This is a genomic window from Pseudoalteromonas sp. ASV78 (assembly GCF_047806705.1).
Taxonomy (GTDB): domain Bacteria; phylum Pseudomonadota; class Gammaproteobacteria; order Enterobacterales; family Alteromonadaceae; genus Pseudoalteromonas; species Pseudoalteromonas prydzensis_A.
In genome coordinates, this window is record NZ_JBLOPA010000001.1 from 3,789,267 (window position 1) to 3,814,804 (window position 25,538).

At 41.5% G+C, this 25,538-nt stretch carries 23 protein-coding genes; 13 read left to right on the plus strand and 10 right to left on the minus strand.

Translation table 11 applies throughout. The features are described from left to right. The first annotated feature begins 137 nt into the window (after nucleotides 1-137). Nucleotides 138-620 (plus strand): winged helix-turn-helix transcriptional regulator, encoded by a 483-nt coding sequence (locus tag ACMVDV_RS17295; RefSeq protein WP_145235173.1) that lies wholly within the window; start codon nucleotides 138-140, stop codon nucleotides 618-620. Nucleotides 621-1,045: 425 nt separating this feature from the next. Here ACMVDV_RS17295 and ACMVDV_RS17300 read toward each other — a convergent pair whose 3' ends face one another. Further along, nucleotides 1,046-1,645, minus strand: coding sequence for a TIGR04211 family SH3 domain-containing protein (locus tag ACMVDV_RS17300; protein ID WP_304185151.1), 600 nt, complete (start codon nucleotides 1,643-1,645; stop codon nucleotides 1,046-1,048). 214 nt (nucleotides 1,646-1,859) lie between these two features. Between ACMVDV_RS17300 and ACMVDV_RS17305 the strand changes: the two genes are divergently transcribed. The 4 genes from ACMVDV_RS17305 (at nucleotide 1,860) to ACMVDV_RS17320 (ending at nucleotide 6,687) form a co-directional block, all read left to right on the plus strand. Next, nucleotides 1,860-3,380 (plus strand): CYTH domain-containing protein, encoded by a 1,521-nt coding sequence (locus ACMVDV_RS17305; protein WP_416158921.1) that lies wholly within the window; start codon nucleotides 1,860-1,862, stop codon nucleotides 3,378-3,380. Nucleotides 3,381-3,411: 31 nt separating this feature from the next. Further along, a complete protein-coding gene (locus ACMVDV_RS17310; RefSeq protein ID WP_416158922.1) occupies nucleotides 3,412-4,089 on the plus strand; it encodes an START domain-containing protein in 678 nt (225 codons plus the stop codon). A 145-nt stretch (nucleotides 4,090-4,234) separates the two neighbouring features. After that, nucleotides 4,235-6,223 carry an LTA synthase family protein gene (locus ACMVDV_RS17315; RefSeq protein ID WP_416158923.1) on the plus strand — a complete coding sequence of 663 codons (1,989 nt, stop codon included), beginning with the start codon at nucleotides 4,235-4,237 and terminating at the stop codon, nucleotides 6,221-6,223. A 56-nt stretch (nucleotides 6,224-6,279) separates the two neighbouring features. Continuing rightward, entirely contained in the window at nucleotides 6,280-6,687 is a 408-nt protein-coding gene (locus ACMVDV_RS17320) for a diacylglycerol kinase (protein WP_416158924.1), read from the plus strand. Between the two features lie 227 nt (nucleotides 6,688-6,914). On the opposite strand, the gene metK is transcribed toward ACMVDV_RS17320, so the two are convergent. Further along, nucleotides 6,915-8,066, minus strand: a complete 1,152-nt coding sequence (gene metK, locus ACMVDV_RS17325) for a methionine adenosyltransferase (RefSeq protein ID WP_304185155.1) — start codon at nucleotides 8,064-8,066, stop codon at nucleotides 6,915-6,917. A 277-nt stretch (nucleotides 8,067-8,343) separates the two neighbouring features. Between metK and tkt the strand changes: the two genes are divergently transcribed. The 5 genes from tkt (at nucleotide 8,344) to ACMVDV_RS17350 (ending at nucleotide 13,540) form a co-directional block, all read left to right on the plus strand. Further along, nucleotides 8,344-10,335, plus strand: coding sequence for a transketolase (tkt, locus tag ACMVDV_RS17330; RefSeq protein ID WP_304185156.1), 1,992 nt, complete (start codon nucleotides 8,344-8,346; stop codon nucleotides 10,333-10,335). A gap of 319 nt (nucleotides 10,336-10,654) precedes the next feature. Then, complete coding sequence (locus ACMVDV_RS17335; protein WP_304185157.1) at nucleotides 10,655-11,098, plus strand: hypothetical protein; 444 nt, start codon at nucleotides 10,655-10,657, stop codon at nucleotides 11,096-11,098. A gap of 228 nt (nucleotides 11,099-11,326) precedes the next feature. Continuing rightward, nucleotides 11,327-11,638, plus strand: coding sequence for a pyrimidine/purine nucleoside phosphorylase (locus ACMVDV_RS17340; RefSeq protein WP_304185158.1), 312 nt, complete (start codon nucleotides 11,327-11,329; stop codon nucleotides 11,636-11,638). 181 nt (nucleotides 11,639-11,819) lie between these two features. After that, entirely contained in the window at nucleotides 11,820-12,176 is a 357-nt protein-coding gene (gene hpf / locus ACMVDV_RS17345; RefSeq protein WP_416158925.1) for a ribosome hibernation-promoting factor, HPF/YfiA family, read from the plus strand. Between the two features lie 191 nt (nucleotides 12,177-12,367). Beyond that, nucleotides 12,368-13,540 (plus strand): NRAMP family divalent metal transporter, encoded by a 1,173-nt coding sequence (locus ACMVDV_RS17350; protein WP_416159114.1) that lies wholly within the window; start codon nucleotides 12,368-12,370, stop codon nucleotides 13,538-13,540. Nucleotides 13,541-13,917: 377 nt separating this feature from the next. Here the strand turns inward: ACMVDV_RS17350 and yacG are convergent, their stop codons facing one another. The 8 genes from yacG to nadC form a co-directional block, all read right to left on the minus strand. Next, nucleotides 13,918-14,148 (minus strand): DNA gyrase inhibitor YacG, encoded by a 231-nt coding sequence (gene yacG / locus ACMVDV_RS17355; RefSeq protein ID WP_064667149.1) that lies wholly within the window; start codon nucleotides 14,146-14,148, stop codon nucleotides 13,918-13,920. A gap of 65 nt (nucleotides 14,149-14,213) precedes the next feature. Next, the gene (pilB, locus tag ACMVDV_RS17360; protein WP_416158926.1) at nucleotides 14,214-15,893 is read right to left on the minus strand and encodes a type IV-A pilus assembly ATPase PilB; all 1,680 of its coding nucleotides are present in this window, start codon (nucleotides 15,891-15,893) and stop codon (nucleotides 14,214-14,216) included. A 445-nt stretch (nucleotides 15,894-16,338) separates the two neighbouring features. Next, nucleotides 16,339-16,968, minus strand: a complete 630-nt coding sequence (gene coaE, locus ACMVDV_RS17365) for a dephospho-CoA kinase (RefSeq protein ID WP_416158927.1) — start codon at nucleotides 16,966-16,968, stop codon at nucleotides 16,339-16,341. 1 nt (nucleotide 16,969) lies between these two features. Beyond that, on the minus strand, nucleotides 16,970-17,869 hold the full coding sequence (locus ACMVDV_RS17370) for a prepilin peptidase (protein WP_416158928.1): 900 nt from the start codon (nucleotides 17,867-17,869) through the stop codon (nucleotides 16,970-16,972). A gap of 603 nt (nucleotides 17,870-18,472) precedes the next feature. Then, on the minus strand, nucleotides 18,473-19,690 hold the full coding sequence (locus tag ACMVDV_RS17375) for a type II secretion system F family protein (RefSeq protein WP_416158929.1): 1,218 nt from the start codon (nucleotides 19,688-19,690) through the stop codon (nucleotides 18,473-18,475). Between the two features lie 10 nt (nucleotides 19,691-19,700). Next, nucleotides 19,701-20,141: a pilin gene (locus tag ACMVDV_RS17380; RefSeq protein WP_089367695.1), complete on the minus strand. Its 441-nt coding sequence runs from the start codon at nucleotides 20,139-20,141 to the stop codon at nucleotides 19,701-19,703. Nucleotides 20,142-20,161: 20 nt separating this feature from the next. Next, entirely contained in the window at nucleotides 20,162-20,587 is a 426-nt protein-coding gene (locus tag ACMVDV_RS17385) for a pilin (RefSeq protein ID WP_416158930.1), read from the minus strand. 484 nt (nucleotides 20,588-21,071) lie between these two features. After that, nucleotides 21,072-21,917 carry a carboxylating nicotinate-nucleotide diphosphorylase gene (nadC, locus tag ACMVDV_RS17390; RefSeq protein ID WP_064667157.1) on the minus strand — a complete coding sequence of 282 codons (846 nt, stop codon included), beginning with the start codon at nucleotides 21,915-21,917 and terminating at the stop codon, nucleotides 21,072-21,074. A 569-nt stretch (nucleotides 21,918-22,486) separates the two neighbouring features. Between nadC and ampD the strand changes: the two genes are divergently transcribed. From ampD to pdhR, 3 genes are all read left to right on the plus strand, one after another. Further along, nucleotides 22,487-23,029 (plus strand): 1,6-anhydro-N-acetylmuramyl-L-alanine amidase AmpD, encoded by a 543-nt coding sequence (gene ampD / locus ACMVDV_RS17395; protein WP_392344125.1) that lies wholly within the window; start codon nucleotides 22,487-22,489, stop codon nucleotides 23,027-23,029. Between the two features lie 47 nt (nucleotides 23,030-23,076). Beyond that, a complete protein-coding gene (gene ampE, locus ACMVDV_RS17400; RefSeq protein ID WP_416158931.1) occupies nucleotides 23,077-23,928 on the plus strand; it encodes a beta-lactamase regulator AmpE in 852 nt (283 codons plus the stop codon). A gap of 812 nt (nucleotides 23,929-24,740) precedes the next feature. Continuing rightward, complete coding sequence (gene pdhR, locus ACMVDV_RS17405; RefSeq protein WP_064667159.1) at nucleotides 24,741-25,490, plus strand: pyruvate dehydrogenase complex transcriptional repressor PdhR; 750 nt, start codon at nucleotides 24,741-24,743, stop codon at nucleotides 25,488-25,490. Nucleotides 25,491-25,538 lie beyond the last annotated feature (48 nt).

A 25,538-nucleotide genomic window follows, 5' to 3' on the forward strand; every position in this document is an offset into this window, starting at 1 on the left:
AAAAAATTTTGCTGCCTGATTTTCATCTGTGTAATGCGTGCATTCTAATTAAAATCCAGCAGAATATGCTGGTTAAATTTAGCGTTTTACGATAATTTACAGGGCATACTTTAAACTTATCCGCATAAAATTCTGTTATGACAAGTCCGAATAGATTACGCATGCTAGATCGTATCGATTTAGCAATTTTAGACGTTCTGCAAAAAAACGGCAGAATTTCTAATGTTAACCTCGCAAAGCAGGTTAATTTAAGCCCTAGCCCTTGTCTTGACCGAGTGAAACGACTCGAACAAGAAGGCTACATAGAGGGCTACTTTGCTAAACTTAGTGAAGCAAAGCTTAATCAGAGCTTAGTAGCCCATGTGCAAGTGTCGTTAGTGACCTCAAATACCGCGGTATTTAAAGTGTTTCGTGAGCATATTTTAAAAATCAAACAAGTGGTTGAGTGCGACATGGTCGCTGGTGGCTACGATTATTTATTAAAAATTCGCGTCTCTGATATGGATGAATACCGCCAAGTATTAGGAGATTTAGTTGATATACCTGGGGTTGGTACGCACCACACCTATATGGTGATCGAAAAAATTAAGCAAGACACAGGGCTGAGACTCGATACTTAAATTAAAACTCGCTGCTACCAGACGTAGCCGCGGGTTTACCCCGCGTAATTAAATAGGGACTAGGTTCTAGGAAGTGACTAGGTGCTAGGGTGTATTCGGAGCTTGTCGCTCGAAGCCTGTGGCATTTTTCTCTTCTCATTTGCTCTCATTCATTTCTCTTTGTGCAAAAAAATTTCAATGATTAATTCACCACCGAGCAGCGAGTTCACCGAGAAGAAATTAGCGACAGTGATTACTTTTAGTTGGGTTTCTCTGTGCAGCGCGAAGCGTCTTTGTGCTTTCGGTGGTAAAATAGGTTTATCGGTGTAAATGTATAAACAGTCGCGAGGTAAACTCGCTGCTACCAATGCGTAGGCGCGGGTTTACCCCGCGCACAAAAAAGCACCCTTGGGTGCTTTTTTAATATCAAATATCGTGGTTAGCGATTACGCCCAGCCGTCATAACGCTTACGACGTGATAAGACGATGGTCAGAATAATACCTAAGAACAAGCCAATAAATGCAATCGCGCCACCATAGGTTAATAGTTGACGTTTTTCTTTTGCACCCGCTTGTTGTTTTTGTGTACGCTCTGCTGCTAAGGTATTTTTTAACTTAGTAATTTGCTCTGACAGCGCGGTATTTTGGTCTGTTAGTGTCTGGCTTTGCTCTTGTAGTTGTGGCAATTCAATTTGTGCTTGGCGCAGTTGCTCTTGCATTGATGTCATTTCAGCGCTGAGAGTACGATATTGCTGGTGAATGCCTGCGGTTTTAGAAACAAATTTAGCTTCTACCCAGCCTTCACGGCCTTTATCATCAACAACTTTTATGAAGTCATTTTCTTCAGCTGATAACTGCGTCAATTTAGTGCCTGCATCAACAGAGCCAATAATACGGTAATTTTTACTCGCGCCTGAATGCATAAATGTATAAAGATTATCGACTATATAAGCGGTGTTTGCATCGCTAGCTGAGTCAGTTTCTTCAGCGTGGCTCATAAATGTGGCCGCTGCAAATAGCAAAGCTAATAAAGAATGTTTTAACATCAATCTACCCTGTTAATGTAACCGTCTGTGGGACAGCAATCGTATTATTCATAGTTAAGTCTTGAGATAGTATGGATTTAGCGCGCTAATAGCAAGGTTGATATTGTAATCACTGCTGCTGTTTGCAGATCCAAATAAGCTAAAAAATTTGCAATGTCGGGCAGCTTTGTTTATTTTGAGCTCTTATTTATTTTAAAGGTAATCCTCAAGCCTAATGGATACTGAGATAGAACTGAAGTTTTTGGTGTCAGACGCCGTTATTCCACTGATCCCCGCGTTAATAACTCAATTTGCAAAAACCGTTACAAATAAGCCTTCTCGCAGTTTGCAAAATACTTACTTTGATACGCCGAGTCGTGAATTAAGGGCACTTGATATCGGTTTTCGAACCCGTTGTGCGGATAATCAATGTGAGCAAACGATCAAGCTTGCTGGAGAAGTTATCGGTGGGTTGCACCAACGACCTGAATATAACTTACCGCTTGAAAGTAGCCGACCAAATATAACTGCATTTGATGCCAGTATTTGGCCGCATGGCATGCAAGTGAGTGCAATTGCCGCCAATATTTATCCTATTTTTAGTACTAACTTTATTCGTCGTACTTGGCTTATTGAAACAGCAAACGGTGCCAAAATTGAAGTCGTGCAAGATAAAGGTGAAGTCTCAGCGTCTGGCTTAATGGAGCCTATTTGTGAGCTAGAAATCGAGCTTATAGAAGGTAGCCGCGATGAATTATTCACGCTAGCGGATAAACTTGTTAGTCAAAATAATGTTCGTTTGGGACTCTACTCGAAAGCGGCTCGTGGCTATCGCTTAGCAGACAATAAACCGCTCAAGCCTAGTAAATCAATCGGTTTTGTATCACTTCCTAATAATGCCACGCAAGAGCAAGCGCTCATAGCGGCCATTGGCTTTGGCATTCGTTTTGTACAAAAGCACGAGCAATGCTATTTTGACAAGCCTAGTTTAAAAACCCTCAAGCGTGTAACCGATGGGATTAGTTTAATTCGTCATACGTTTTGGTTATTTGATGATATTGTTGATAAAAGTACCACCGAAGCATTACGTACAGAACTCAAATGGTTACTCAGTGAATTAGCCTGGGTTGAAAATGCCATTCAGTTGAAAACTTACACCTCTAAGCGCCACGCCTATTATAAAAAAATCAACAGTGCGCCAGAGTTGACCCAAGTCATCAATGACTTAAAAGAACTACAGCCGAGTATTGATGATATTAATCGATTGTTTCATAGCGCCCGTTATAACCGCCTATTGTTGTCTTTGACGACTTGGTTAGTCGATAAACAATGGCGTAAAAGCTGGGGGCAAGTGCAATTTCAAGCCGCTGAGCAGCCTGTCGCAGAGATCGCCAATCGATTATTTGAAAAAGATTGGCAAGATCTTCATCAATTATTGCCAGAGCAAAAAACCCTGACATTCAAAGATTATTTAGATTTACGTACTCGGCTTGAAAACAGTTTACTCAGCGGTAATTGTTTAGGTGCGTTATTTGAAAAAGATGAACGCAGTGAGTTTCGCATTCCGTGGTTAGACATTTCACACGGTATGTATGAGCTCAGTACGCTTGAGTATTTAAAGCAGTTATGTGCCGGACAAGATGACGAAGAGCTGGCAAAAATTCAAAACTGGCTAGAAAAAAAATCAGAGTTCTTGGTTAGTGCAATGGAACAAAGCCGTTTAGCGTCATATAGAATAGCTCCTTATTGGCAATAATTATTTATAAAGCAGTGCATAGGGAATATGTATGAGACGGCGAATAATATTGTTAACGCTGCTATTTAGTACCAGTGTGCTCAGTGATATTCAACAGTGGCAGTTATGGAAGCAGCGTGATGGCGTAAGCGTGCACTACAAAAAACATGAAAATGGCATTTTTGAAGTGCAGGCTGAAATGATGGTTTCAGGTGTCACTGCAAACGATTTTATGGCTTTGCTAAGTGATACCGATAGCGCCCCGTTATGGATTGAAAATGTTACTCATGTGCAAGTATTAAGGCGCTTAAGTCCCTCTGAAACTATTGTTCACAGCCAATTTGATTCGCCATGGCCGGTTGCAGACCGCGATATGGTGAGCTATTCATGCTACCGACGAGTTAATCACACCCAAACTGAGTTAATGATCACTGCTGTTACAGATTTTCTTGAAAAGTCTAAAGGGGTGATCCGCATCACTGAACTTAAGGCAAGCTGGTTGTTAACTGAAACCAGTGAGCAAGGGCAGTCGCAATTGGCTATTCGCCATGTTGTATACGCGGACCCTGGTGGGGCTATTCCTCATTGGTTCAGTAATAAAGTTGGCTTAAAAAGTGCGATGCATACTTTATTAGCGTTAAAACAACGTTTGCTTGAAAAAACTTATCAACCGAATAAGCAAATAATAGAGCTGGGTGATTGTAGCCAGCAATCATTAATAACTCGATAGTGCTTAAAAATAGGATACTAGTGAATTTGTTAATGTATTGTAATTAAACAGTTTTATTACAAAATATTACAAAGTCAACATTGTCTGTGTAACTAAAGTAGGTAATAATTCCTTTTGGGAATAATCCATTTTAGGGACAGTGAAGGTGTTGGCATCATCAGTATTTAAATCAAGCAGATGGTTTTTATTTGTTAACGAAAGTTGGCGTATTGCGACACTGTGGTTTGCAGGTGTTTTGCTGTTTATGAGCTTTCGGGTGTTCTTTTTGGTTTATTTTCATAACCGGATCACTGCCTCGTTAGATGTAGACACTGTTTTAAATGCGTTAAAAACAGGGTTTGCATTTGACTCCGCCGCCAGTGGCGTGTGTTTTAGTATTCCTTTTCTACTCAATTGTATTTTACAACCGCTGCGGCTAGGACACTGGGTCAGAGCTGTGCGTATATTGACAGCGAAACTCTTTTTTGCGGTTGCAATTCTGCTCTGCATAACCAGCATTACCTACATTACAGAATACGGCAGCCAATTTAATTACTTTATGTTTGAAGGGTTACACGATGACCAGCAAGCAATTGCTCTAACTGCAATTGAGCAATATCAACCATGGGGCAGTTTACTGAGTTTATTGGTATTGTTAGTGGTTGCATTTAAGTTATGTCACATCATTGATAAGCAATCGAATGGCTTCTTGGAGCGTATTTTTACTCGTTGTAAGTGGAAGCGTACGTTGTTAATTAGCATCATTGTAGTGTTATTTATCTGTGCTATTCGTGGTTCGTTCGAATCACGTCCTGCCTCGCGAAAATGGTCAGCGGTAACGCCAGACCCATTTATTAATAATTTAGTGATCAATCCATGGCGCAGCTTTTTTTATGCCATTAAAGATTACAACGATCTACAAAGCCATGGTGTAGGCGGCGAAAATCCCTATTTAAGCCATAACTCAGCGCTTGATGCCTTACCTTTAAACGCATTGAGTCAACACACTACAGCGCCTTTGTTAGCTGCACCGTCACAGGTGTTCGTGATTGTTATGGAAAGTTACGATTCGTGGCCGTTACAGCAGAAGTATGCATCACTTAATTTAACCAATCAGTTAAAAAACCTAGCTAGTAAAGGTATTTACCTAGATAACGTGTTACCTGCGGCTAGCAGCACCATGAATTCGTTATCGAGTATTGTATCTGGGATCCCTTATGCAGGGGTTAATATGAGTTTAATCGGGCCACAAAAACCAAGCAGCAAGCTGTCATTATTTAATCAATTCGAGCGGTTAGGGTACACCAGCCAGTTTTTTTATGGTGGTTTACTATCGTGGCAAAATGTCGGTGAGTACGTTCTATCTCAAGGTGCTGATAAGGTTTATTCAGCAACGGATGCTGGTGGTAAAGGTAGCGCCGGAGTATGGGGGATTGATGATGGCCAGTTATTTGATTTAGTTGCAGAAAAAATCACGAAAAAAAGTGTTAATGTGATCCTATCAGGTAGTTACCATGGCCCGTTTAATCTCGATTTAGAAAAATATAACTACCCGTATAAGTCGGCCGCAGATTACCCAGCAGAGATAAATAGATTAGCAGGGGAGTTATTAGACCCCTATATATTAGGGCATTTATGGTATGCAGATAAAATGCTGGGTGAGTTTGTGGCTAAGATGGAGCAACGCTATCCAGATGCATTATTTGTTATTACGGGAGATCATTATAGCCGCCGTAACTTTCATCAACGGCCAAATTTATATGAGTTAACTCATGTGCCTATGGTGATTTATGGCAAAGGTATTAGTGCAGATTTAGTGCCTGCGCAACAAGTGGCAAGCCATATGGATATCGCTCCAACATTATTAGATTTAATTGCGCCAGCAAATACTCAGTTTTATAGCATGGGGCAATCATTATTCAATGCAGCACCAGAGCGAAGGGTATTTGGCTTTCAAACAATACGTCACAATGAGCAGCTCTGGCGTGGTGATTTATCTGCACTTTATGAGTATTATACGGTTAATGAGCGGGATAAAACTCAGCTTTTACCGACAACACCCCCGCAATTTGTCGAAATTGATGCGCAGACAGAGCAAGCATATACCCAATATATGGCGACAGCTTGGCAGTTATTAACTCAAGGTATGGATTAAGGTAATATGCTTGACCCATCACCCGATAAGCAAAACGACACGCTAAAGATCATACAATGACTAAACCAGAAATTAACTTAGTAAACAAACCCAATGGCATAGGGATTGGGCGTATTTTAAAAGCAAGCCAGTGCTCTATTAAGGGATTTAAAGCTGCATTTAAGGAAGAGTCGGCCTTTCGCACTGAGCTTGCGCTAGGGCTAGTATTACTGCCTTTATCTGTTTGGCTCGCGCAATCATTACAGCATTGGGCGTTATTGATTGTGAGCTTTTTAATACTACTGATAGTTGAACTGCTCAATTCAGCAATTGAAGCATTAACAGATCGCGTTGGGGTTGAATACCATGTGCTATCAGGGCGCGCTAAAGATATAGCTTCAGCAGCAGTTAGCCTAGCGTTACTAGTATTGCTAATAGTGTGGGGTGTTGCGGGGTATGAAAAAATACTTACATTGATAGGATAGGTAGTGAGGTAAAATGTCACTGGCTTCGAGCGACGAGCTTCGAATACAGCCTAACAGCTAGTCACTTTCTAAAACCTAGCTTTAATTGCGCGGGGTAAACCCGAGCCTACGTCTGGTAGCAGCGAGTTTACCTCGCGACAATAACCTAGGCATTTACAACAACATAATCAGCAGACATAAAAAAAGCGCCAATCGGCGCTTTTCTTACATTCACCCAGATGCTGGTATTAAAGGCCAGCGGCTGCGCGAAGTGCGTCTGCTTTATCTGTACGCTCCCAAGGGAATTCATCACGACCGAAGTGCCCGTAAGCAGCGGTTGGTTGATAAATTGGGCGCTCAAGATCAAGCATTTTAATTAGACCATAAGGGCGTAAGTCAAAGTGTTCACGAATTAATTCGATTAAACGTGACTCTTCAAGCTTACTGGTGCCAAATGTTTCAACACTGATTGAGGTAGGCTCTGCAACACCAATTGCGTAAGACACTTGTAGCTCACACTTATCAGCAAGGCCAGCAGCAACGATGTTTTTAGCAACGTAACGTGCAGCGTACGCAGCGCTACGGTCAACTTTTGAAGGATCTTTACCAGAGAATGCACCGCCACCGTGACGAGCCATACCGCCGTATGTATCAACGATGATTTTACGACCAGTAAGACCACAGTCACCCATTGGGCCACCGATTACAAAACGGCCAGTCGGGTTAATGAAAAATTTAGTGGCGCTTGAGATAAGCTCAGCAGGAAGTACCGGTTTGATGATAGTTTCCATCACGGCTTCGACTAAATCTTTTTGTGAAATGTCTTCACTGTGTTGAGTAGAAAGTACTACTGCATCAATGCTTACAGGCTTGCCATTTTCGTATGCAAATGTAACTTGTGATTTTGCATCTGGGCGTAACCAGTTTAGCTCGCCGCTTTTACGTACTTGCGCTTGACGCTGTACTAAACGGTGTGAGTAAGTGATTGGTGCAGGCATTAATACTTCAGTTTCGTTACATGCATAACCAAACATTAAACCTTGGTCACCAGCGCCTTGTTCTTCAGGGCTAGTACGGTCAACACCTTGGTTGATATCAGGTGATTGCTTACCGATAGTGTTTAAAATAGCACAAGAATCAGCATCAAAACCCATGTCTGAATGGGTGTAACCAATTTCACGTACAGTTTTACGGGTGATCTCTTCGATATCAACCCATGCGCTAGTAGTGATTTCACCACCAACCATAACCATACCAGTCTTAACGTAAGTTTCACATGCAACACGGGCATGAGAATCTTGTTCTAAGATGGCATCAAGTACCGCGTCAGAGATTTGGTCCGCGATTTTATCCGGATGACCTTCAGAAACAGATTCAGAAGTAAATAAATGTTTTGCCATTGTCTTTCTGCTCACAAATATTGCGCTTCACAAACGTCGGTAAGAGCGCTAAAAAATTAAGGGGCGTATTTTATCTAAAACAACGATAGTTGCATAGTGTTTTTACGCCTAGACGTCTAAATAAAATTACTAATAACTTTTTGTTCTTAAAAAATTTTCATAATAGCCAATTTAATCAGGGTTTTTAATTGCACACAGCCCCTACAATAAGTAAGAATGGGTGTTCTTGAAAAACACACAACAACCAGCGCAAATACAGTTAAAGGTAGGAGAATTCATGCCGTCTCGCAAAGAACTTGCAAATGCTATTCGCGTCTTATCAATGGACGCAGTACAACAGGCCAAATCAGGCCACCCTGGAGCCCCTATGGGCATGGCTGATATCGCAGAAGTACTATGGCGCGATTATCTAAATCATAATCCAACAAATCCAGAGTGGGTAGACAGAGATCGATTTATACTCTCAAATGGCCACGGTTCAATGCTTATTTATTCTCTATTGCACTTAAGTGGTTATGATTTGCCAATTGAGGAAATTAAAAACTTCCGTCAAATGCATTCAAAAACACCTGGTCACCCAGAGTACGGTTATGCACCAGGGATTGAAACCACTACGGGCCCACTTGGTCAAGGGATCACAAATGCAGTCGGTATGGCGATTGCTGAAAAAGCATTAGCGGCACAATTTAACCGTGAAGGCCATGAGATTGTTGATCACCACACATATACGTTCTTAGGCGATGGTTGCTTAATGGAAGGTATTTCTCATGAAGCCTGTTCACTTGCCGGCACATTAGGCCTAGGTAAGCTTGTTGCGTTTTGGGATGACAACGGTATTTCAATCGATGGTGAAGTGGAAGGCTGGTTTAGTGATGATACCCCAGCACGCTTTAAAGCTTACGGTTGGCATGTAGTAAGTAATGTTGACGGCCATGATTCAGATGCAATTCGCGCAGCCATCGAAGAAGCACGCAGTGTGACTGACAAGCCAACGCTTATTTGTTGTAAAACAGTGATCGGTTACGGTTCACCAAATAAATCAGGTAGTCATGATTGTCACGGCGCACCACTAGGTGAAGACGAAATCAAAGCAGCCCGCGAGTTCCTAGGTTGGACCGGTGAGGCATTTGAAATCCCAGCTGATATTTATGCTCAATGGGATGGCAAAGAAAAGGGTAAACAACTTGAAGCGAGCTGGGATGAAAAATTTGCCGCGTACGCCGCTGCACACCCTGAGCTAGCCGCTGAATTTAAACGCCGTACTAGCAGTGAGTTGCCCGCTGATTGGGCTGAAAAATCACAAGCTTATATTGAGCAACTAGACGCAAACCCAGCAAACCCAGCATCACGTAAAGCATCGCAAGATGCACTGAATGCATTTGGCCCGTTACTGCCTGAATTTATGGGCGGCTCTGCGGATTTAGCCGGTTCTAACCTGACTATTTGGAAAGGTTCTAAAGGCTTAACGCGCGATGATGCTAGCGGTAACTACATCTACTACGGTGTGCGTGAGTTTGGTATGTCGGCGATTATGAATGGTATTGCACTGCATAAAGGTTTTATTCCTTACGGCGCAACCTTCCTAATGTTTATGGAATACGCACGTAATGCAGTACGTATGGCTGCACTGATGAAAGTGCCAAGCATTTTTGTATACACCCACGATTCAATTGGTTTAGGTGAAGATGGTCCAACTCACCAACCGGTAGAGCAAATTGCTAGCATGCGTTTAACGCCAAACCTAGTTAACTGGCGCCCGTGTGACCAAGTTGAGTCTGCGATTGCATGGCAACAAGCGATTGAACGCCAAGACGGTCCAACATCACTGATCTTTACTCGCCAAGGCCTTGAGCAACAAACACGCTCAGCACAGCAATTAAGTGACGTGAAAAAAGGCGGTTACGTGCTGAGCTGTGATGGCGAGCCTGAGCTTATCTTAATCGCAACTGGCTCTGAGGTGCAATTAGCACAAGATTCAGCCGCTGAATTACGTCAGCAAGGTAAAAAAGTACGTGTTGTCTCTATGCCATCGACCGATGTATTTGATGCACAAGATGCCGCTTACAAAGAAAGCGTATTACCGGCAGCCGTTTCACGCCGCGTAGCGGTAGAAGCAGGCATTGCAGACTACTGGTATAAATATGTAGGCCTAAACGGCGCTGTAGTGGGGATGACCACCTTTGGTGAGTCAGCACCTGCTAACGAGCTGTTTGAGCACTTTGGCTTCACGGTAGAAAACATCGTAAACAAAGCTAACGAATTGTTTTAGTCTTTAACGATTAAAATTTAAAAGCCCGCACTGTGCTAAACGCAGCGCGGGCTTTTTTGTATGGAGCTGTTAGCCGTCAGCCATCAGCCATCAGTTTTTAATTTGAGGCACAGTGCCAAGGAAAAATCGTAGGAGGGTGCTTTAGCCCCGATTGTATGGTGTTCAAATTGCCTTATCTGATTTTGCTTTAAGCTGAACAAAAACTTAGTGATAGTAATATCTTAGCTAATTTGTTAAAACTATAATAATTTAGAAAGATGAGCGTTAAATCAGCAGGAATATTAACGATTAGCGCACTGTAAAATGGTTATCTTTCCCTATGAAAATTCGACACCGCAATTTCATTTATTTATTTCTAATTTCGATAGTCAGCGTTGCTCATGGTGTTGCTTTAAGCTTTGCACCTATACACGACAAGTTTGAGTTTGGAATTAGTAATTTCATATTTGGGATATTAGGCTTTTCTGCGATGTCCATTGTCGATTCACTCGTAAACAAATATTTGAAAAAGCCCAAGGAATATTGGGAAAAGCCAAGCTTAGATATGAAGCTATTTAGCACTAAATCGCCTCTAGTTATGTTTTTTGGGTTGGGCGCTGTTTTTACAGTGGTATCGGTATTTGGACTGATGGGATACTTTATTGAAGTCGGCACTATTAGTTCTGCACATTTGTTTTTCCTAATGGGTGGAATAATTTGTTTTATATCGGCTGGAATTAACTACCAAGTCTTCAAATCACACTATGAGAAACATAATAAGTAAATGCAGATGACGCAAAACAACGGCTCGACTGATTAGAGCGTTACCACTGTTTATCACAGCTAAAAATTTATTTAACTCTTAAACACTTTACGCGCTAAAGCACGACCTACAATGTAAGCCCGAAGCCCATGAGTATTTTTCATTACTATGACTCTTCCCTTGCAAGCTTTTTGAGTATCAGGCACTGTGGGGGTAATTAAATTATAAATACTATAAACAGGAGTGAGGATGTCTCAGTTTGATAATGTAAGTGTGGTTAAACAAGCCAATGTGTATTTTGACGGTAAAGTCTCAAGTCGTACCGTGGTTTTTGCTGATGGCAGCACTAAAACGTTAGGTTTTATGCAGCCGGGTGAGTTTGAATTTGCTACTAGCAAAAAAGAGTTGATGGAGCTTAATGGCGGTCAGTGGCAAGTATTACTGCCTGGTGAAAGTGAATGGCAGACAATGTCAGCAGGGGAGTCATTTAACGTTGATGCTAACGTCACTTTCCAAGTTAAAGTTGCTGACTTTGCAGATTATTGCTGTTCGTATACTTAATATACAAATTAAGTGACACGCTGAAAGCCCGCTATGCGCGGGTTTTTGCATATTTAATACTCTGAGGATGATCTAAATCATAGTGAGTAACAAATAAATTCCATATTTATGCTTTTCTGCCTTGTGTTAATCTAAATAGCCCCCAATACTACTTATGAGGTAACATAAAAAAGGATACCCTATGAAAATTAATCTTTCTGGTCACCATGTTGACGTTACTGACTCTATTAGAGAGCACATCAACGAAAAATTTTCAAAAATTGCGAGCCATTTTCCATCTCTGATCGCACTCGATATCATTCTTTCAAAAGAGCATCATAAGCTCCAAGCAGAAATTAGCACCATATACGAAGGCGCGCGTTTATCCGTTAAAGGCGAGAACGAAATTCTTTACCCAGCTATTGCAAACGCGGCTAAAAAACTCGATGCAGCACTAAAGCATCGTAAAGGCCAAATTAAAGCCAATTTACATGAAAAACCGGTGAGCACTACACCTGAAATTGCTCATGAAATTATTCAAGAAATGGACCTACGTTAATTAATAAATACGCTAGGTTCTAGGTAACTAGAATCTAGCGAACTAGTCAGCTACCTCTAATTTTCTCACTTTCAATCCTCGGCAAAACATTGTAACTTGCTTATTATTAACTATCAGTAGTAAGCACACAGATGCAATCAGCAGTATCAACTTGGCAAACCCGTTTAAACGCATTGGGCCCTGGTATTTTAATGGCCACCGCTGCCATTGGCGGTTCACATTTAGTCGCATCAACGCAAGCTGGCGCTATTTTTGGATGGCAACTATTTTGGCTCATCGTGGTGGTTAATGTACTTAAGTATCCGTTTTTCCGCTTTGGTATCGAATACACGCTCGCCACTAAAAAAAGTCTTGTTGAAGGGTATCAAAGTAAAGGCCCATGGTTTTTTTACAGCTTTATTGGTTTGAATATCATTGCCGCGGTGGTCAATACCGCTGGGGTTTTATTGCTCACCGCAAGCCTGCTGCATTATGCGTTGCCGATCACTATTTCAGTGACCTTATTATGTTGGTTGATATTAGCCGTGTGCTTAGTTATTTTATTACTCGGGCATTTTAAAGCGTTAGATAACGTTGCCAAAGCGATTATGGCGTTATTAACACTTGCCACAGTGATTGCCCTTACTATCGCATTTAGTAATGGCCCAATGGCGCCTGTTGATTATATTGGCCCATCACCTTACGAGCTTGCCATGCTTGGTTTTATGGTGGCACTAATGGGTTGGATGCCCGCACCGATTGAAATTTCCGCTTTAAGCTCATTATGGCTTAAAGAAAAGCAAAGCCAACAAACGCTAACTAGAGCGCAGGGGTTATTTGATTTTAATTTGGGTTACTGGTTAACCGCAGTATTGGCGTTAGTGTTTTTCTCTCTTGGTGTATTAGTGCAATACGGGCAAAGCGCGAATATAGAGCTCGGCGGCGTGGCATTTGCTAAACAGCTGATTGATATGTACGCCCTGACTATCGGCGAGTGGGCACGACCGCTGGTGTCGGTAATTGCATTCTTATGTATGTTTGGTACCACCCTTACTGTGCTAGATGGCTATGCACGAACACTTAACGAATCTCATAAACTGCTTGGTTTTAAACAAAGTAAACACAGCCTAAATATTTGGCTAATTTTACAGTCACTTGCCGGTATGGCGGTGATCTTGTTTTTTAAATCAGCCCTTGGCCCGATGCTTACCTTTGCGATGACTTTAGCGTTTTTAACCACGCCGATTTTTGCGTGGCTGAATTTCAGCTTGGTCCGTTCAGAGCCAAGTATCCAACATTCGACAGCGATACGCAGTTTAAGTTGGTTAGGACTGATTTATTTAGTGGGCTTTGCGTTGGTGTTTTTGATTTGGCAGCTTGGTTAAGTAAAAAGTGCAAGACGCCTAATTGAAATTTGCGCGGGGTAAACCCGCGCCTACGCCGGTAGCAGCGAGTTTACCTCGCGACTGTTTATACATTTACATGATAAACCTATTTTACCACCGAGGGCACAAAGGCGCTGCGCGCTACACAGAGAAACCAAAGTAAAAAATCACTGAAAGAACTCTAATTGCGCGGGGTAAACCCGCGCCTACGCTGGTAGCAGCGAGTTTACCTCGCGACCGTTTATATATTTACACAAACACATTATTTACCACCGAGGGCAGGAGGCGCTGCGCGCTACACAGAGAAAAGAGAGCTGCGGGCTATTACACCTAGCGCCTAGTTACTTTCTAGAACCTAGTTCCTATTTTTCAATTGCTTACTTGAAAAAATCATCGTCGTTTTTAGCAAGCATAGCTTCAATATCTTCAATCATATCTTGGCTTAAATCATCTGCAGAGGTAATTGGCGCGGAGATTTTATTGTTTTCAAACGACCATTCGCCTAAATCAATTAACTGACAGCGTTTCGAGCAAAAAGGGCGGTGCGGACTTTTTTCTGACCATTCTACTTGGGCTTTACACGTTGGGCAGCTTACAACTGTTGGCATAACATCTTCTCATAAATCTTTTTTGCTATAATACAGATCCTAGCACCGAGGTGCTAGGTTGGAGTTTAAAAACTAGTTACCCGGTTTATCTCGGCTAACGAGGTCATACCGGCGGCGGCTTTACGAAGGCCTGATAAACGTAAATTATTAAAACCAGCTTTTAATGACACTTCAGCTATCTCCAGTGAGTTACCACCGCGCATAATGATTTGCGCTATTTCAGGGGTAATTTTCATCACTTCATAGATACCTACCCGGCCTTTATAGCCATCGGTACAGCTGTCGCAGCCTTGCGGGGCAAATAAAGTCAGTTCACTTATTTGTTCAGGGCTAAAGCCTTGGCGCTGTAACTCTTCACTTGGCAAGGTTTCAGGTGTTTTACATTTTGGGCATAAACGACGGGCTAAACGTTGTGCGATGATCAAGCTAATTGAACTGGCAACGTTATACGCAGGTACGCCCATATTAAGTAAACGGGTTAGGGTTTCAGGTGCGGAGTTAGTATGCAGAGTAGACATTACTAAGTGACCCGTTTGCGCCGCTTTTATTGAAATTTCAGCCGTTTCAAGGTCTCGGATCTCACCTACCATCACCACATCAGGATCTTGACGTAAAAACGCCTTTAACGCGTTAGCAAAGGTCATCTCGGCGCGTGGATTAATTTGTACTTGATTGATCCCTTCTAAGTTGATTTCAACCGGATCTTCTGCGGTACTGATATTACGCTCAGGCTGGTTAAGAATATTCAAACCCGTGTAAAGCGAAACTGTTTTACCCGAGCCAGTAGGGCCAGTAACCAAAATCATGCCTTGCGGTTGTTGTAGCGCATCCATATAGAGCTTTTTCTGCTCAGGCTCGTAACCAAGCACGTCAATGCCAAGCATGGCACTGGATGAATCAAGGATACGCATTACGATTTTCTCGCCCCATAAGGTCGGCAAGGTACTTACCCGGAAATCAATACTTTTACGTTCGGTAATTTTTAACTTGATACGACCATCTTGTGGTTTGCGTTTTTCAGCAATATCTAAACGTGCCATGACTTTTATACGCGCTGATAAACGCGTGGCTAGGCTATTTGGCGGGCTGGCCATTTCATGTAAAATGCCATCAATACGAAAACGTACGCGGTATTTATGTTCATAGGGTTCAAAGTGTAGATCTGAGGCACCTTTTTTAATTGCATCCATCAAAATTTTATTGATGTAGACAATAATTGGCGCATCGTCTTTTTCATCTTCACCGTTGTTTTGTGGCTCGCGCTGGCCTTCGCTATCTAGATCACTAAACTCTTTAAATTCTTCATCGCTTAAATGCAAACTGCCAGAGGCATCAAGCAATTGCTCTATTTTTGCTTCGAGTTGACGATAATCAACCACCACCACTTCACAAGAAAGCCCAGTGCTGAACTCAAAATTTTCAAAGGCGCCGTAATCAGTCGGATCAGAAGCAGCAATATAAAGCTTACGGCCTTTTTTAACGAGCGGCAGAATGTGATGTTCTTTGATCAGCTTTTCTTTAATTAACTCTTTAGGGATCAGCTCTACATCAAAATCACGCAGGTCAAAATAAGGCACTCGGAATAAATCGATGCATTGCTCGGCAAGTTCATGACCATCAATACCGCTGCATTTTGCGATCAGCTCTGCTGTTGAAGCATATTCGCGCTGCTTTAATTTAACAGTTTCAGCGTCAATACGACCAAGCGTAATAAACTTTCTAAGTAATGGTGAATTAATATTCATTGCGCACCTTGGTTAGATCCTTTTATAGCCTGCAATTTATCAGAAAAAAGAATGGTATAACATTAGTCTTGTCGATTTAAGGTAATTTGACAACAAAAAGCCAAAAAGTTTTTATTTATCTAGGTATTTAGACGTTGAATTCCCGTAGGAAATGGCTTTAGCCATGAATAGTATTAATTTGCACGGTGGCAAGCGCTACTCGCCTACATAACCTTTTGCACAAAGAGAGATAATGAGAGCAAATGAGAAGAAAGATGCCACGGGCTTCGAGCGACGAGCTTCGAATACAGCCTAACAGCTAGTCACTTTCTAAAACCTAGGCCCTATTTTTACAATTACTTCTCTAAAAGCGCAGCGCCTCATAACCTCTTTGCGAATAAATTTTAATTGTGCGGGATAAACCCGCGCCTACGTTTAAGTAGCAGCGAGTTTACCTAGCGACTGTTTATTTTTTCGCAGCCAATGCTAAATACTGTTCATGTAATTGTTGTATCGCTATGGCTACTTGAGCCAATGGTCGGTTGTTATCAATCACATCGTCAGCTCGGTTGAGTTTATCCTCGCGTGACATTTGTGCGGCGATAATACTACGAGCTTGTTGCTCAGAAATACTATCACGGGCGATAGTGCGCTTGAGTTGTATTTCTACAGGAACGTCAATCACTAAAGTGCGATTACAATATTGCTCAAGGCCGTTTTCAAATAACAGTGGCGCGACGAGCACCACATACGCGCTGTTTGCAGAGTGTAAATCAGTAAGGATTTTTTCACGGATCAGCGGATGCAATAAATTATTAAGCCAAGCTTTCTCTGTGGTATCAGCAAAAATAATCTCTCGTAACTTAGCTCGATTTAAATTGCCGTCTGGGTTTAACACTTGAACACCAAAATGCTCACTAATCGCGGCCAGTCCTTCGCTATTTGGTGCAACTACTTGGCGGGCAATAATGTCGGCATCAACTACCATTATATTGTGTTGTTCGAACATGGCACTCACCGCACTTTTCCCAGAGCCAATGCCGCCAGTTAAGCCCAGCACCCAGTTCTTTATCGGTTGAGCAGTGGAAGTGTTCATATTAATAACCTAGCAAATTAAAATAGAATGCTTGGATTTGTGTGCCCCATAATAAGGTAACCCAACCGGCAATGGCTAAATAGGGGCCAAACGGAATAGGCGTGGCTTTATCCTTACCCTGAATAGTTAGTAGGGCAATGCCGATAATGGCGCCCACCACACTCGATAATAAAACAATAGTAAGTAGAGATTGCCAGCCAAGCAAGGCGCCAAATACGGCCAGTAATTTAAAATCACCGTAACCCATGCCTTCTTTGCCGGTGATCAACTTAAACAGCCAAAATACGCTCCACAAACTTAAATAACCACATGCGGCACCAATAATTGCACTCGTTGGGGAGATAGTGATGCCCATCACTGCGGCAATTAATGCTAACCAGACTAAAGGTAAGGTGAGTTGGTCAGGCAGTAGCATATGGTCAATATCAATAAAAGTCAGGGCAACGAGCACCCAGGTAATCAAAATATACAGCAGTGCTTGCTCTGTCGCGCCAAACGTATAGGCGACGAATAAACTTAAAATCGCAGTGAGCATTTCAACGATGGGATAACGTACTGAAATTGGGTTACTGCAACTAGCGCAACGCCCTTTTAAAAATAACCAACTAATAACAGGAATATTGTGCCACGCTTTAATGGCTGTTTTGCACTTTGGGCAAGTAGAGTTAGGCTTGATCAGATTAAACTCAACTGCTGCATTGTCAGCTTTTGTGAGTTTTAAATCGTCAGCCAGTAAAACACGGCATTCTGTTTGCCATTCGCGCTGCATCATGAGCGGCAAACGGTAAATTACTACATTTAAAAAACTACCAATACACAGGCTCACTAAGCCAACTGTGAGTAAATAAAACCAGAGTTGGCTTTGCATTACGGTGGTTATATCAAGAAAAAATTCGTGCATTACATACCTAAAAAATTAAGTTAAAAACCATTTTCACAAAGAGAGGTGAATGAGCGTAAATGAGAAAAAACACCACGGGCTGCGAGCTGTGGGATAAATACACCTAGCACCTAGTCACTTCCCTAGAACCTTTTATTACTTCTCTAAAGCGCAGTGTCTCTTATCCTCTTTGTGAATCAGTCACTTAAAACCATTTTGCACAAAGAGAAGTGAATGAGAGCAAATGAGAAAAACGCCACGGGCTTCGAATACCCTCTAGCAGCTAGTCACTTCCCTAGAACCTAGAGCCTTTTATTACTTCTCTTAACCTCTTTGTGAATAAATCATTTAAATAAAAAGATGTTGCATCGCTTAATATAAATTAGGAGCATTTTTGCTTACAGCTTACAGCTTACAGCTTACAGCTTACAGCTTACAGCTTACAGCTTACAGCTTACAGCTTACAGCTTACAGCTTACAGCTTACAGCTTACAGCTTACAGCTTACAGCTTACAGCTTACAGCTTACAGCTTACAGCTTACAGCTTACAGCTTACAGCTTACAGCTTACAGCTTACAGCTTACAGCTTACAGCTTACAGCTTACAGCTTACAGCTTACAGCTTTTATATAACTGAACCTAGTTGGAAAATAGGTAAATACATAGCTATGATCAAACCGCCAACCAACACGCCGAGTACCGCCATAATCAGCGGCTCTAATAAGCTTGATAGGCCATCTACGGCATCATCAACTTCTTGCTCATAAATAGTGGCGACTTTTGCCAGCATACCATCTAAAGAGCCTGATTCTTCACCAATAGCGACCATTTGAATCACCATATCGGGGAATATTTTTGAGTTGCGCATCGCCCAGTTCATTTGATTACCCGAGCTTACTTCAGCTTTGATATCTAAAATAGCATAACGATAAACCGCGTTACCTGAAGCACCCGCGGCAGAATCAAGTGCATCAACTAGCGGTACACCGGCCGCAAAGGTGGTCGAAAGTGTACGAGCATAACGTGCCACTGCAGCTTTGTTTAAAATCATACCAATTACCGGCAGTTTTAAAATCGCGCGGTCGTTAGCGTCCCGTAGTTTCTTACTTTTTAGTAGCGCCTCTTTATAAGCCCAGCCAAAGCCAACAATGGCAATTAACATCATCCACCAATATTCTTGCATAAACTCAGAGATGGCAATCACCATTAAAGTAAATGCGGGGAGTTCTGCACCAAAGCCGGCAAAAATATCTTGAAATTGTGGTACCACAAAAATAAGCAAAATAGAGGTGACTATTAACGCTACTACCAATACCGCAATAGGGTAGAACATGGCTTTTTTAATTTTTGATTTTAGCGCTTCGGATTTTTCTTTATAAAGGGCAACACGGTCAAATATTTTATCCAGCGCACCGGACTGCTCACCGGAGGCCACTAAATCACAATATAAATCATCAAAATAACGGGGGTGTTTACGCAGTGCATTGGAAAGCGTACCACCGGCTTTTACTTCATCGCCAACGGTTTCCATCAGTTTACTAACACTTTTATTGGTAGCGCCCGTGCCAATCATTTCGATTGATTGAATAAGGGGCACGCCAGCCATTAGCATAGTGGCAATTTGCCGTGTCACTAAAGCAATATCTTTTGGCGTAATAGCCTGCATACGCACACCAAACAAAGGTTTAGCTTTGCGTTTAACTTTTGAGGGGGTGATACCTTGTTTACGAAGTTGTGCTTTAACTAAGGCAATACTTGCGCCAGTCATTTCACCTTCAAGGCGTTTCCCGCGAGTACTAACACCGATCCATTGAAAGGTATCTAAATCACTATTCTTTTTCATAAAAAATTACTTAACATAAACCAGCATCAATGCAACTTCCAGTTGTGTTCCAAGATAAAGTATTCTTTGCACTAATGGTTGGTGTGAGTATGTAGGTTACATTTGAACCATCTAATGAGATCGAGCTTTCGATATATATCACTCCATTAATCACTGTGCTGTTAGCTATGTGTTTGTGAGGAATAATTTGTGGTGAGTTGTTTTCAGGTATTCCTAAATTCCCTCCATCAAACTCATCAAGGGAGGTGTAACTATTTGTTGCAAAAGCAATCTCTATACTGTTTTTATATATTGAGGTAGCTAAAATGACCTCGGAAAACTTAGCTCTGTTAAGGTAAAGGTTATATTGGGGAATGGCAATTGAGGCAAGTAAGCCTATTATAGCCAGAGTAATTAGCATCTCTATGAGTGTAAAACCTTTAGGTTTATTAATTACATTATATATATTCATAGAGATGCAAAAAGTATCTTTTAGCAGAAACCGTTAGTTAAGCAAGTACCGCCTTCGGTCCAGTTTACAGGGGGAATAACACCATCTGCTTCTAAGGAATATGTGATACCTTCTAAAGGAGTGCCATCAGTTTTCCAAGTTACAGTAATTAAGCCATCAGCAACAGTTACGCCATGATCAGTCGCTGAAACCGTGATATCAGCAGGAATACCAAGTTTAGCAGCATCTAAATCAGTTTTCGCTGCAGGGTTTTTAGTCTGAATAGCTAATTCCATAGCTGTTTTGTATGGCGTTACAGCTAATACAGCTTCTGCAAATTTAGCTCTATTTGTGTAATTCTGATAAGCTGGTAATGCTACCGCTGCTAAAATACCGATGATTGCTACTACAATCATTAATTCAATTAGGGTAAAACCCTTTTGACTTTGTTGTGTCATTTTTTCCATGTTCCTCTCCTAAAGGATAGTGTTTTTTTGTAAGCTAAATTAATTATGTTAGTAAAGTGGGTAAGCACTTTTGCTAGTGTAACTGCTCTATCTTACGGTTTTTTTAAAATCGTTACTTTATGTTATTAGAGCGCTGTTAGAACTACTTTAGCACTAAAACTGCTGATTGAAAGCGATGTTAGCTGTATTTCATCGAAATTTAGAAATTTTTGCACTTGGTACTTGTGTTCAGTGCGAGTGATTTTACTCGGGGCTTTTATCTAAAAAAGCAGTGCTAAGTAAAATAACAGCTAAAAATAACTCTTTAGGATTAGTTTTATGTAATTTAATTAATCCTAGAGGCCTATATTAACACTATTTTTTAGTATCAGAGGTACTAAAATTAACAGTTTGTTACAGAATAAGCCTTTCGGCGTATTTAATGCTTTTTTGCTCAAATTGTCAACGGATTAGGTAAATATAAAATTCTAATACAAAAGAATAATTACTCAAAACGCATAGACAAATCAATTGATTGTAAATTTTTTGTAAGCGCGCCGCTGGAGATAAAATCAACCCCCGCTTGTGAGTAAGTGCGTAGTGTTTCTAAGGTCATATTGCCTGACACTTCAAGCTTAGCGCGCTTATTGGTAAGCTCTACCGCTTGCTGAATTTGCTTAACACTAAAGTTATCCAGCATTATAATATCAGCACCGGCTGTAATGGCTTGATCTAGCTCATGAAGTGATTCAACTTCGACTTCAATTGGTTTGTTTGGATGATTAAGTTTTGCTTGCGCTACCGCTTTATCAATACCGCCACAGGCAGCGATGTGGTTTTCTTTTATTAAAAACGCATCAAATAAACCGATACGATGATTAGCGCCACCGCCACATTTTACTGCGTATTTTTGCAGTGCTCTAAGCCCCGGTATGGTTTTACGGGTATCGAGTAGTTGCGTGGTGGTGCCGCTGAGCTCTTTTACATACTTTGAAGTGGTGGTGGCAGTGCCAGATAACGTTTGTACAAAGTTAAGTGCCGTTCGCTCTGCGGTTAAAATAGCGCGAGCGGAGCCTGTTGCTGTAAATAGGGTATCGTTTGCTCTAACGGTATCGCCATCATTTACTAATACATTAACTGCTACACTCGGATCAACTTGTTTGAATACTTCTAAGATAATGTCTTTACCACAAAATACGCAGTCTTCACGGGTGATCACTTTAGCGTTGGCTTGTTGCGCCGCGGGAATTAATTGTGCGGTGATATCGCCTTGCTCGGCCGTTTGATAGTTTAAATCTTCATCAAGGGCAAGTTTAACAAGTTGGCTTAATAGGCTGTGTGGGATAGACATTATAAAAGCTCATTATAATTAGGAAATTGCACAAATTTTACATGGTTTGAAAGTGAAAGAGAAGGCTGAAGCTATAAGTTTGATTAGGTTCTAGAGAGTGAGGTTCTAGGTTTTAGGAAGTGACTAGGTGTATTCGAAAATCGTTGTTCGAAGCTCGTGGCGTTTTTTCTCATTTACGCTCATTCACTTCTCTTTGTGCAAAATGTTTTAAGTGATTAATTTTACTTTTGCCTTCTCGGTGTAGCGCGCAGCGCCTCCTGCCCTCGGTGGTAAAATAGGTTTATCATGTAAATGTATAAACAGTCGCTAGGTAAACTCGCTGCTACCGGCCGACGTAGGCGCGGGTTTACCCCGCGTAATTAAATAAAAGTTCTTTAATTATTTTGATATTGACGCGCTAAAGCATGACCTACAACGACCAAATTTTGGTAGTAAAATCGTCATTGTCTTGGAGTAAAATTAAAAATAAGAGAGGCGCGGGTCAGCCCGTTGCTGCGTTTTATTGCTTTGCTGTTATTCTGCTTGGAAATCTATTAGCATCTGACTATGTATTTGTTTACAGACTCATTATGAAAATAAACTCTTTTGGCGTCGTTGATACGGCGATACAACGACCATGTACGCATTTTGATGAACGTCCGAATGATGACGATATTTCTTTATTAGTCATTCACAATATTTCTTTACCTGCAGGGCAGTTTGCCACGCCGTTTGTTGATGACTTGTTTATGGGACGTATTGATTGCCAAGCACACCCGAGTTTTGCCGATTTAGCGGGGCTGAGAGTGTCGGCGCATTGCTTTATTAAACGCAGCGGTGAAGTAGTGCAATACGTGCCTTTTAGTAAACGTGCTTGGCATGCTGGGCGCTCTGAATTTTTGGGGCGCAACCAATGTAATGACTTTAGTATTGGTATTGAGCTGGAAGGCACAGACACAACGGCGTATACCCAAAATCAATATAATGCATTACAATCTTTGACTAAGGCGTTGATAAATAAATACCCAGCAATCACTCGCTCGCGTATTGTAGGGCATTGTCACATTGCGCCTGGGCGAAAAACTGACCCAGGCGACAGCTTTGATTGGAACCATTATTTTGCTGCACTATAACTATATTTTAATCAGCTTTAACTAGCGCCAATTTGGAATGAAAAAGTATGATCTTAATTTCTATAATAATTGCTCTAATTTTAGAACGTTTAGGTGCTCGTTCTGATTATTGGCAAATAAGTTATTACGCACAAGGCTATTTAACACGTTCAAAAAAGCAGCTTAGTGAGCAGGGTTTATTTAATTCACCCGCTGGGTTTATGATTTGGTTATTTTTGCCTGTATTACTGATTGCCGTTATTTTTACCTTATCTGATTTTGTGTTGTGGCAGTTAGCTATTAATGTTGCAGTGCTGCTAGTTTGCTTTGGTTGTGCTAAACAACGTGCATTATATAAGTCGTATCTAAATGCGTTAACTCGTGATGACCAGCAAGCTGCTACCTTGTATGCATGGCAAATGGGACAAAAGAAAACCGAAGATGAAATAGGTGGGGAAACCTTTGGCCAAACCTTGGCCTGGGTTAACTTTCGTTTTTATTGTGCGGTTATTTTTTGGTTTGTTGTTTTAGGTGTACCTGGTGCGGTGTTATATGCCTTGGTACGTACTTATGCCGATTTAGTGCGCGATGATCATAAAGTTGCGTATGCTCACCGCTTTAAACTAATTCACACATTACTATTTTGGCTTGATTGGTTACCGGCCAGGATCGCAAGTTTTGGTTACTTAGTAATTGGTAACTTTAATAAAGGCACTAGTTGTTGGTTGCAGTATGTGCTCGATTTTTCAGTGAGTAATCGTAAGGTGGTAACTAATACCGCGCTTGCTGCAGAGCAAATAGAGCAACAGCACTTTGGCTGCGCGTATGAAGCAACCTGTATGATGAAGCTAGTAAAACGCAATGTATTATTTTATTTAGTGCTGATTGCCTTGCTCACTTTATTTGGTGGGTTAGCGTAAATAAACAGCTGCTAGGTTTTAGGGAAGTAATTGTCGCGAGGTAAACTCGCTGCTACCGGCGTAGGCGCGGGTTTACCCCGCGTAATTAAAATTTATTCACAAAGAGGTTATGAGGCGCTGCGCTTTAGAGAAGTAATAAAAGGTTCTAGGGAAGTGACTAGCTGCTAGGGGGGTATTCGAAGCCCGTGGCGTTTTTTCTCATTTGCTCTCATTCACTTCTCTTTGTGCAAAATGGTTTTAAGTAATTAATTTTACTTTTGTCTTCTCGGTGTAGCGCTCAGCGCCTCCAGCCCTCGGTGGTGAAATATTCTTGTTGCCATAAATGACGACCTACAGGATCGCGGTGGGCATTATTTGTAGGCGAGTGACTTGCCACCGTGAATGGCATTCCATTGTCGCGAGGTGAACTCGCTGCTACCCGCGCAATTAAAATTTATTCACAAAGAGGTTAAGAGGCGCTGTGCTTTAGATACGTAATTATAAGAATAGGTTTTAGGAAGTTACTAGGCGATAGGGAAGTTATGGTTAAAACCTAGAACCTAAAACCTCATCTCTCCACTATCTGGTCAGACCATTTGTTTTTTCTGTTTAAACCCTTCCCAAACTCTGGCTTTATCTCATACTGTTTAATCTTTGTGCTAAATGCGTTAGGCTGGATTATCGACAGCTGGCCTCGGTAAATTGACAGCAAACTTGCTTTTTGATAACGTATGGCTCAAATTTGGTATGACCAATTTACCTTTTGGTTTAGGCAATGGGCACAAGTTTGAATTATTCAGGCTATATTCCCACTACAATGCGGACGTTGATTAATGTCTTTAAAGATTAAAGCAGCAAAACTATCGGATGTTATTTTACAGCAACTTGAGAATATGATTCTTGAGGGCTCATTAGCTCCCGGAGAGAAACTGCCGCCAGAGCGTGAATTAGCCAAGCAATTTGAAGTGTCTCGTCCTTCACTGCGCGAAGCGATTCAAAAGCTAGAGGCAAAAGGCTTAGTAACGCGTCGTCAAGGTGGCGGAACGTTTGTAAAAAATCAGCTTGAAGAAGGACTCACTGATCCGCTTTTTGATTTGATCAGTAAGCACCCTGAATCGCAATTTGATTTATTAGAGTTTCGTCATGCATTAGAGGGCATTGCCGCTTATTATGCCGCGCTGCGCGGCACTAGTACGGACTTTGATAAAGTGAAGCAAAGCTTTGATTGTATTGCCGTAGCACATGATAATTTACAGCAAAAAGCCAAAGCAATTAATGCGTTTCACTTTAGTGTTGCAGAAGCGTCACATAATGTAGTGCTACTGCATTTAGTGCGCGGTATGCAGGCATTGCTTGAACAAAATGTTTTACAGAATTTAACGGTATTGTTAGAAAAGCCGCACATCAGTTCGCGCTTAGCTGAGCATCGCCGTTTATTAATGGATGCAGTGATTGAAGGGAATCCCGAGCAAGCGCGACTTGCCAGTAATGCTCACTTAGCTTTCATTGAAGAAGCATTATTGGAAGCCGGCAAAGAGCATTCGCGAATTGAACGTAGTTTAAGACGCACCAAACAAAATTAGCAAACACAGTAAAAGATCAATAATTTAAGCAAGTACTGCATATGGCAA

Coding starts and splice junctions, on each gene's coding strand:
- ACMVDV_RS17305 (WP_416158921.1), top strand. CDS start 1,860: ATGGATACTGAGATAGAACTGAAGTTTTTGGTGTCAGACGCCGTTATT.
- tkt (WP_304185156.1), top strand. CDS start 8,344: ATGCCGTCTCGCAAAGAACTTGCAAATGCTATTCGCGTCTTATCAATG.
- ACMVDV_RS17310 (WP_416158922.1), top strand. CDS start 3,412: ATGAGACGGCGAATAATATTGTTAACGCTGCTATTTAGTACCAGTGTG.
- ACMVDV_RS17350 (WP_416159114.1), top strand. CDS start 12,368: ATGGCCACCGCTGCCATTGGCGGTTCACATTTAGTCGCATCAACGCAA.
- hpf (WP_416158925.1), top strand. CDS start 11,820: ATGAAAATTAATCTTTCTGGTCACCATGTTGACGTTACTGACTCTATT.
- ampE (WP_416158931.1), top strand. CDS start 23,077: ATGATCTTAATTTCTATAATAATTGCTCTAATTTTAGAACGTTTAGGT.
- ACMVDV_RS17335 (WP_304185157.1), top strand. CDS start 10,655: ATGAAAATTCGACACCGCAATTTCATTTATTTATTTCTAATTTCGATA.
- nadC (WP_064667157.1), bottom strand. CDS start 21,917: ATGTCTATCCCACACAGCCTATTAAGCCAACTTGTTAAACTTGCCCTT.
- metK (WP_304185155.1), bottom strand. CDS start 8,066: ATGGCAAAACATTTATTTACTTCTGAATCTGTTTCTGAAGGTCATCCG.
- ACMVDV_RS17370 (WP_416158928.1), bottom strand. CDS start 17,869: ATGCACGAATTTTTTCTTGATATAACCACCGTAATGCAAAGCCAACTC.
- ACMVDV_RS17300 (WP_304185151.1), bottom strand. CDS start 1,645: ATGTTAAAACATTCTTTATTAGCTTTGCTATTTGCAGCGGCCACATTT.
- ACMVDV_RS17375 (WP_416158929.1), bottom strand. CDS start 19,690: ATGAAAAAGAATAGTGATTTAGATACCTTTCAATGGATCGGTGTTAGT.
- ACMVDV_RS17340 (WP_304185158.1), top strand. CDS start 11,327: ATGTCTCAGTTTGATAATGTAAGTGTGGTTAAACAAGCCAATGTGTAT.
- coaE (WP_416158927.1), bottom strand. CDS start 16,968: ATGAACACTTCCACTGCTCAACCGATAAAGAACTGGGTGCTGGGCTTA.
- ACMVDV_RS17380 (WP_089367695.1), bottom strand. CDS start 20,141: ATGAATATATATAATGTAATTAATAAACCTAAAGGTTTTACACTCATA.
- pdhR (WP_064667159.1), top strand. CDS start 24,741: ATGTCTTTAAAGATTAAAGCAGCAAAACTATCGGATGTTATTTTACAG.
- ACMVDV_RS17320 (WP_416158924.1), top strand. CDS start 6,280: ATGACTAAACCAGAAATTAACTTAGTAAACAAACCCAATGGCATAGGG.
- yacG (WP_064667149.1), bottom strand. CDS start 14,148: ATGCCAACAGTTGTAAGCTGCCCAACGTGTAAAGCCCAAGTAGAATGG.
- pilB (WP_416158926.1), bottom strand. CDS start 15,893: ATGAATATTAATTCACCATTACTTAGAAAGTTTATTACGCTTGGTCGT.
- ACMVDV_RS17295 (WP_145235173.1), top strand. CDS start 138: ATGACAAGTCCGAATAGATTACGCATGCTAGATCGTATCGATTTAGCA.
- ACMVDV_RS17385 (WP_416158930.1), bottom strand. CDS start 20,587: ATGGAAAAAATGACACAACAAAGTCAAAAGGGTTTTACCCTAATTGAA.
- ampD (WP_392344125.1), top strand. CDS start 22,487: ATGAAAATAAACTCTTTTGGCGTCGTTGATACGGCGATACAACGACCA.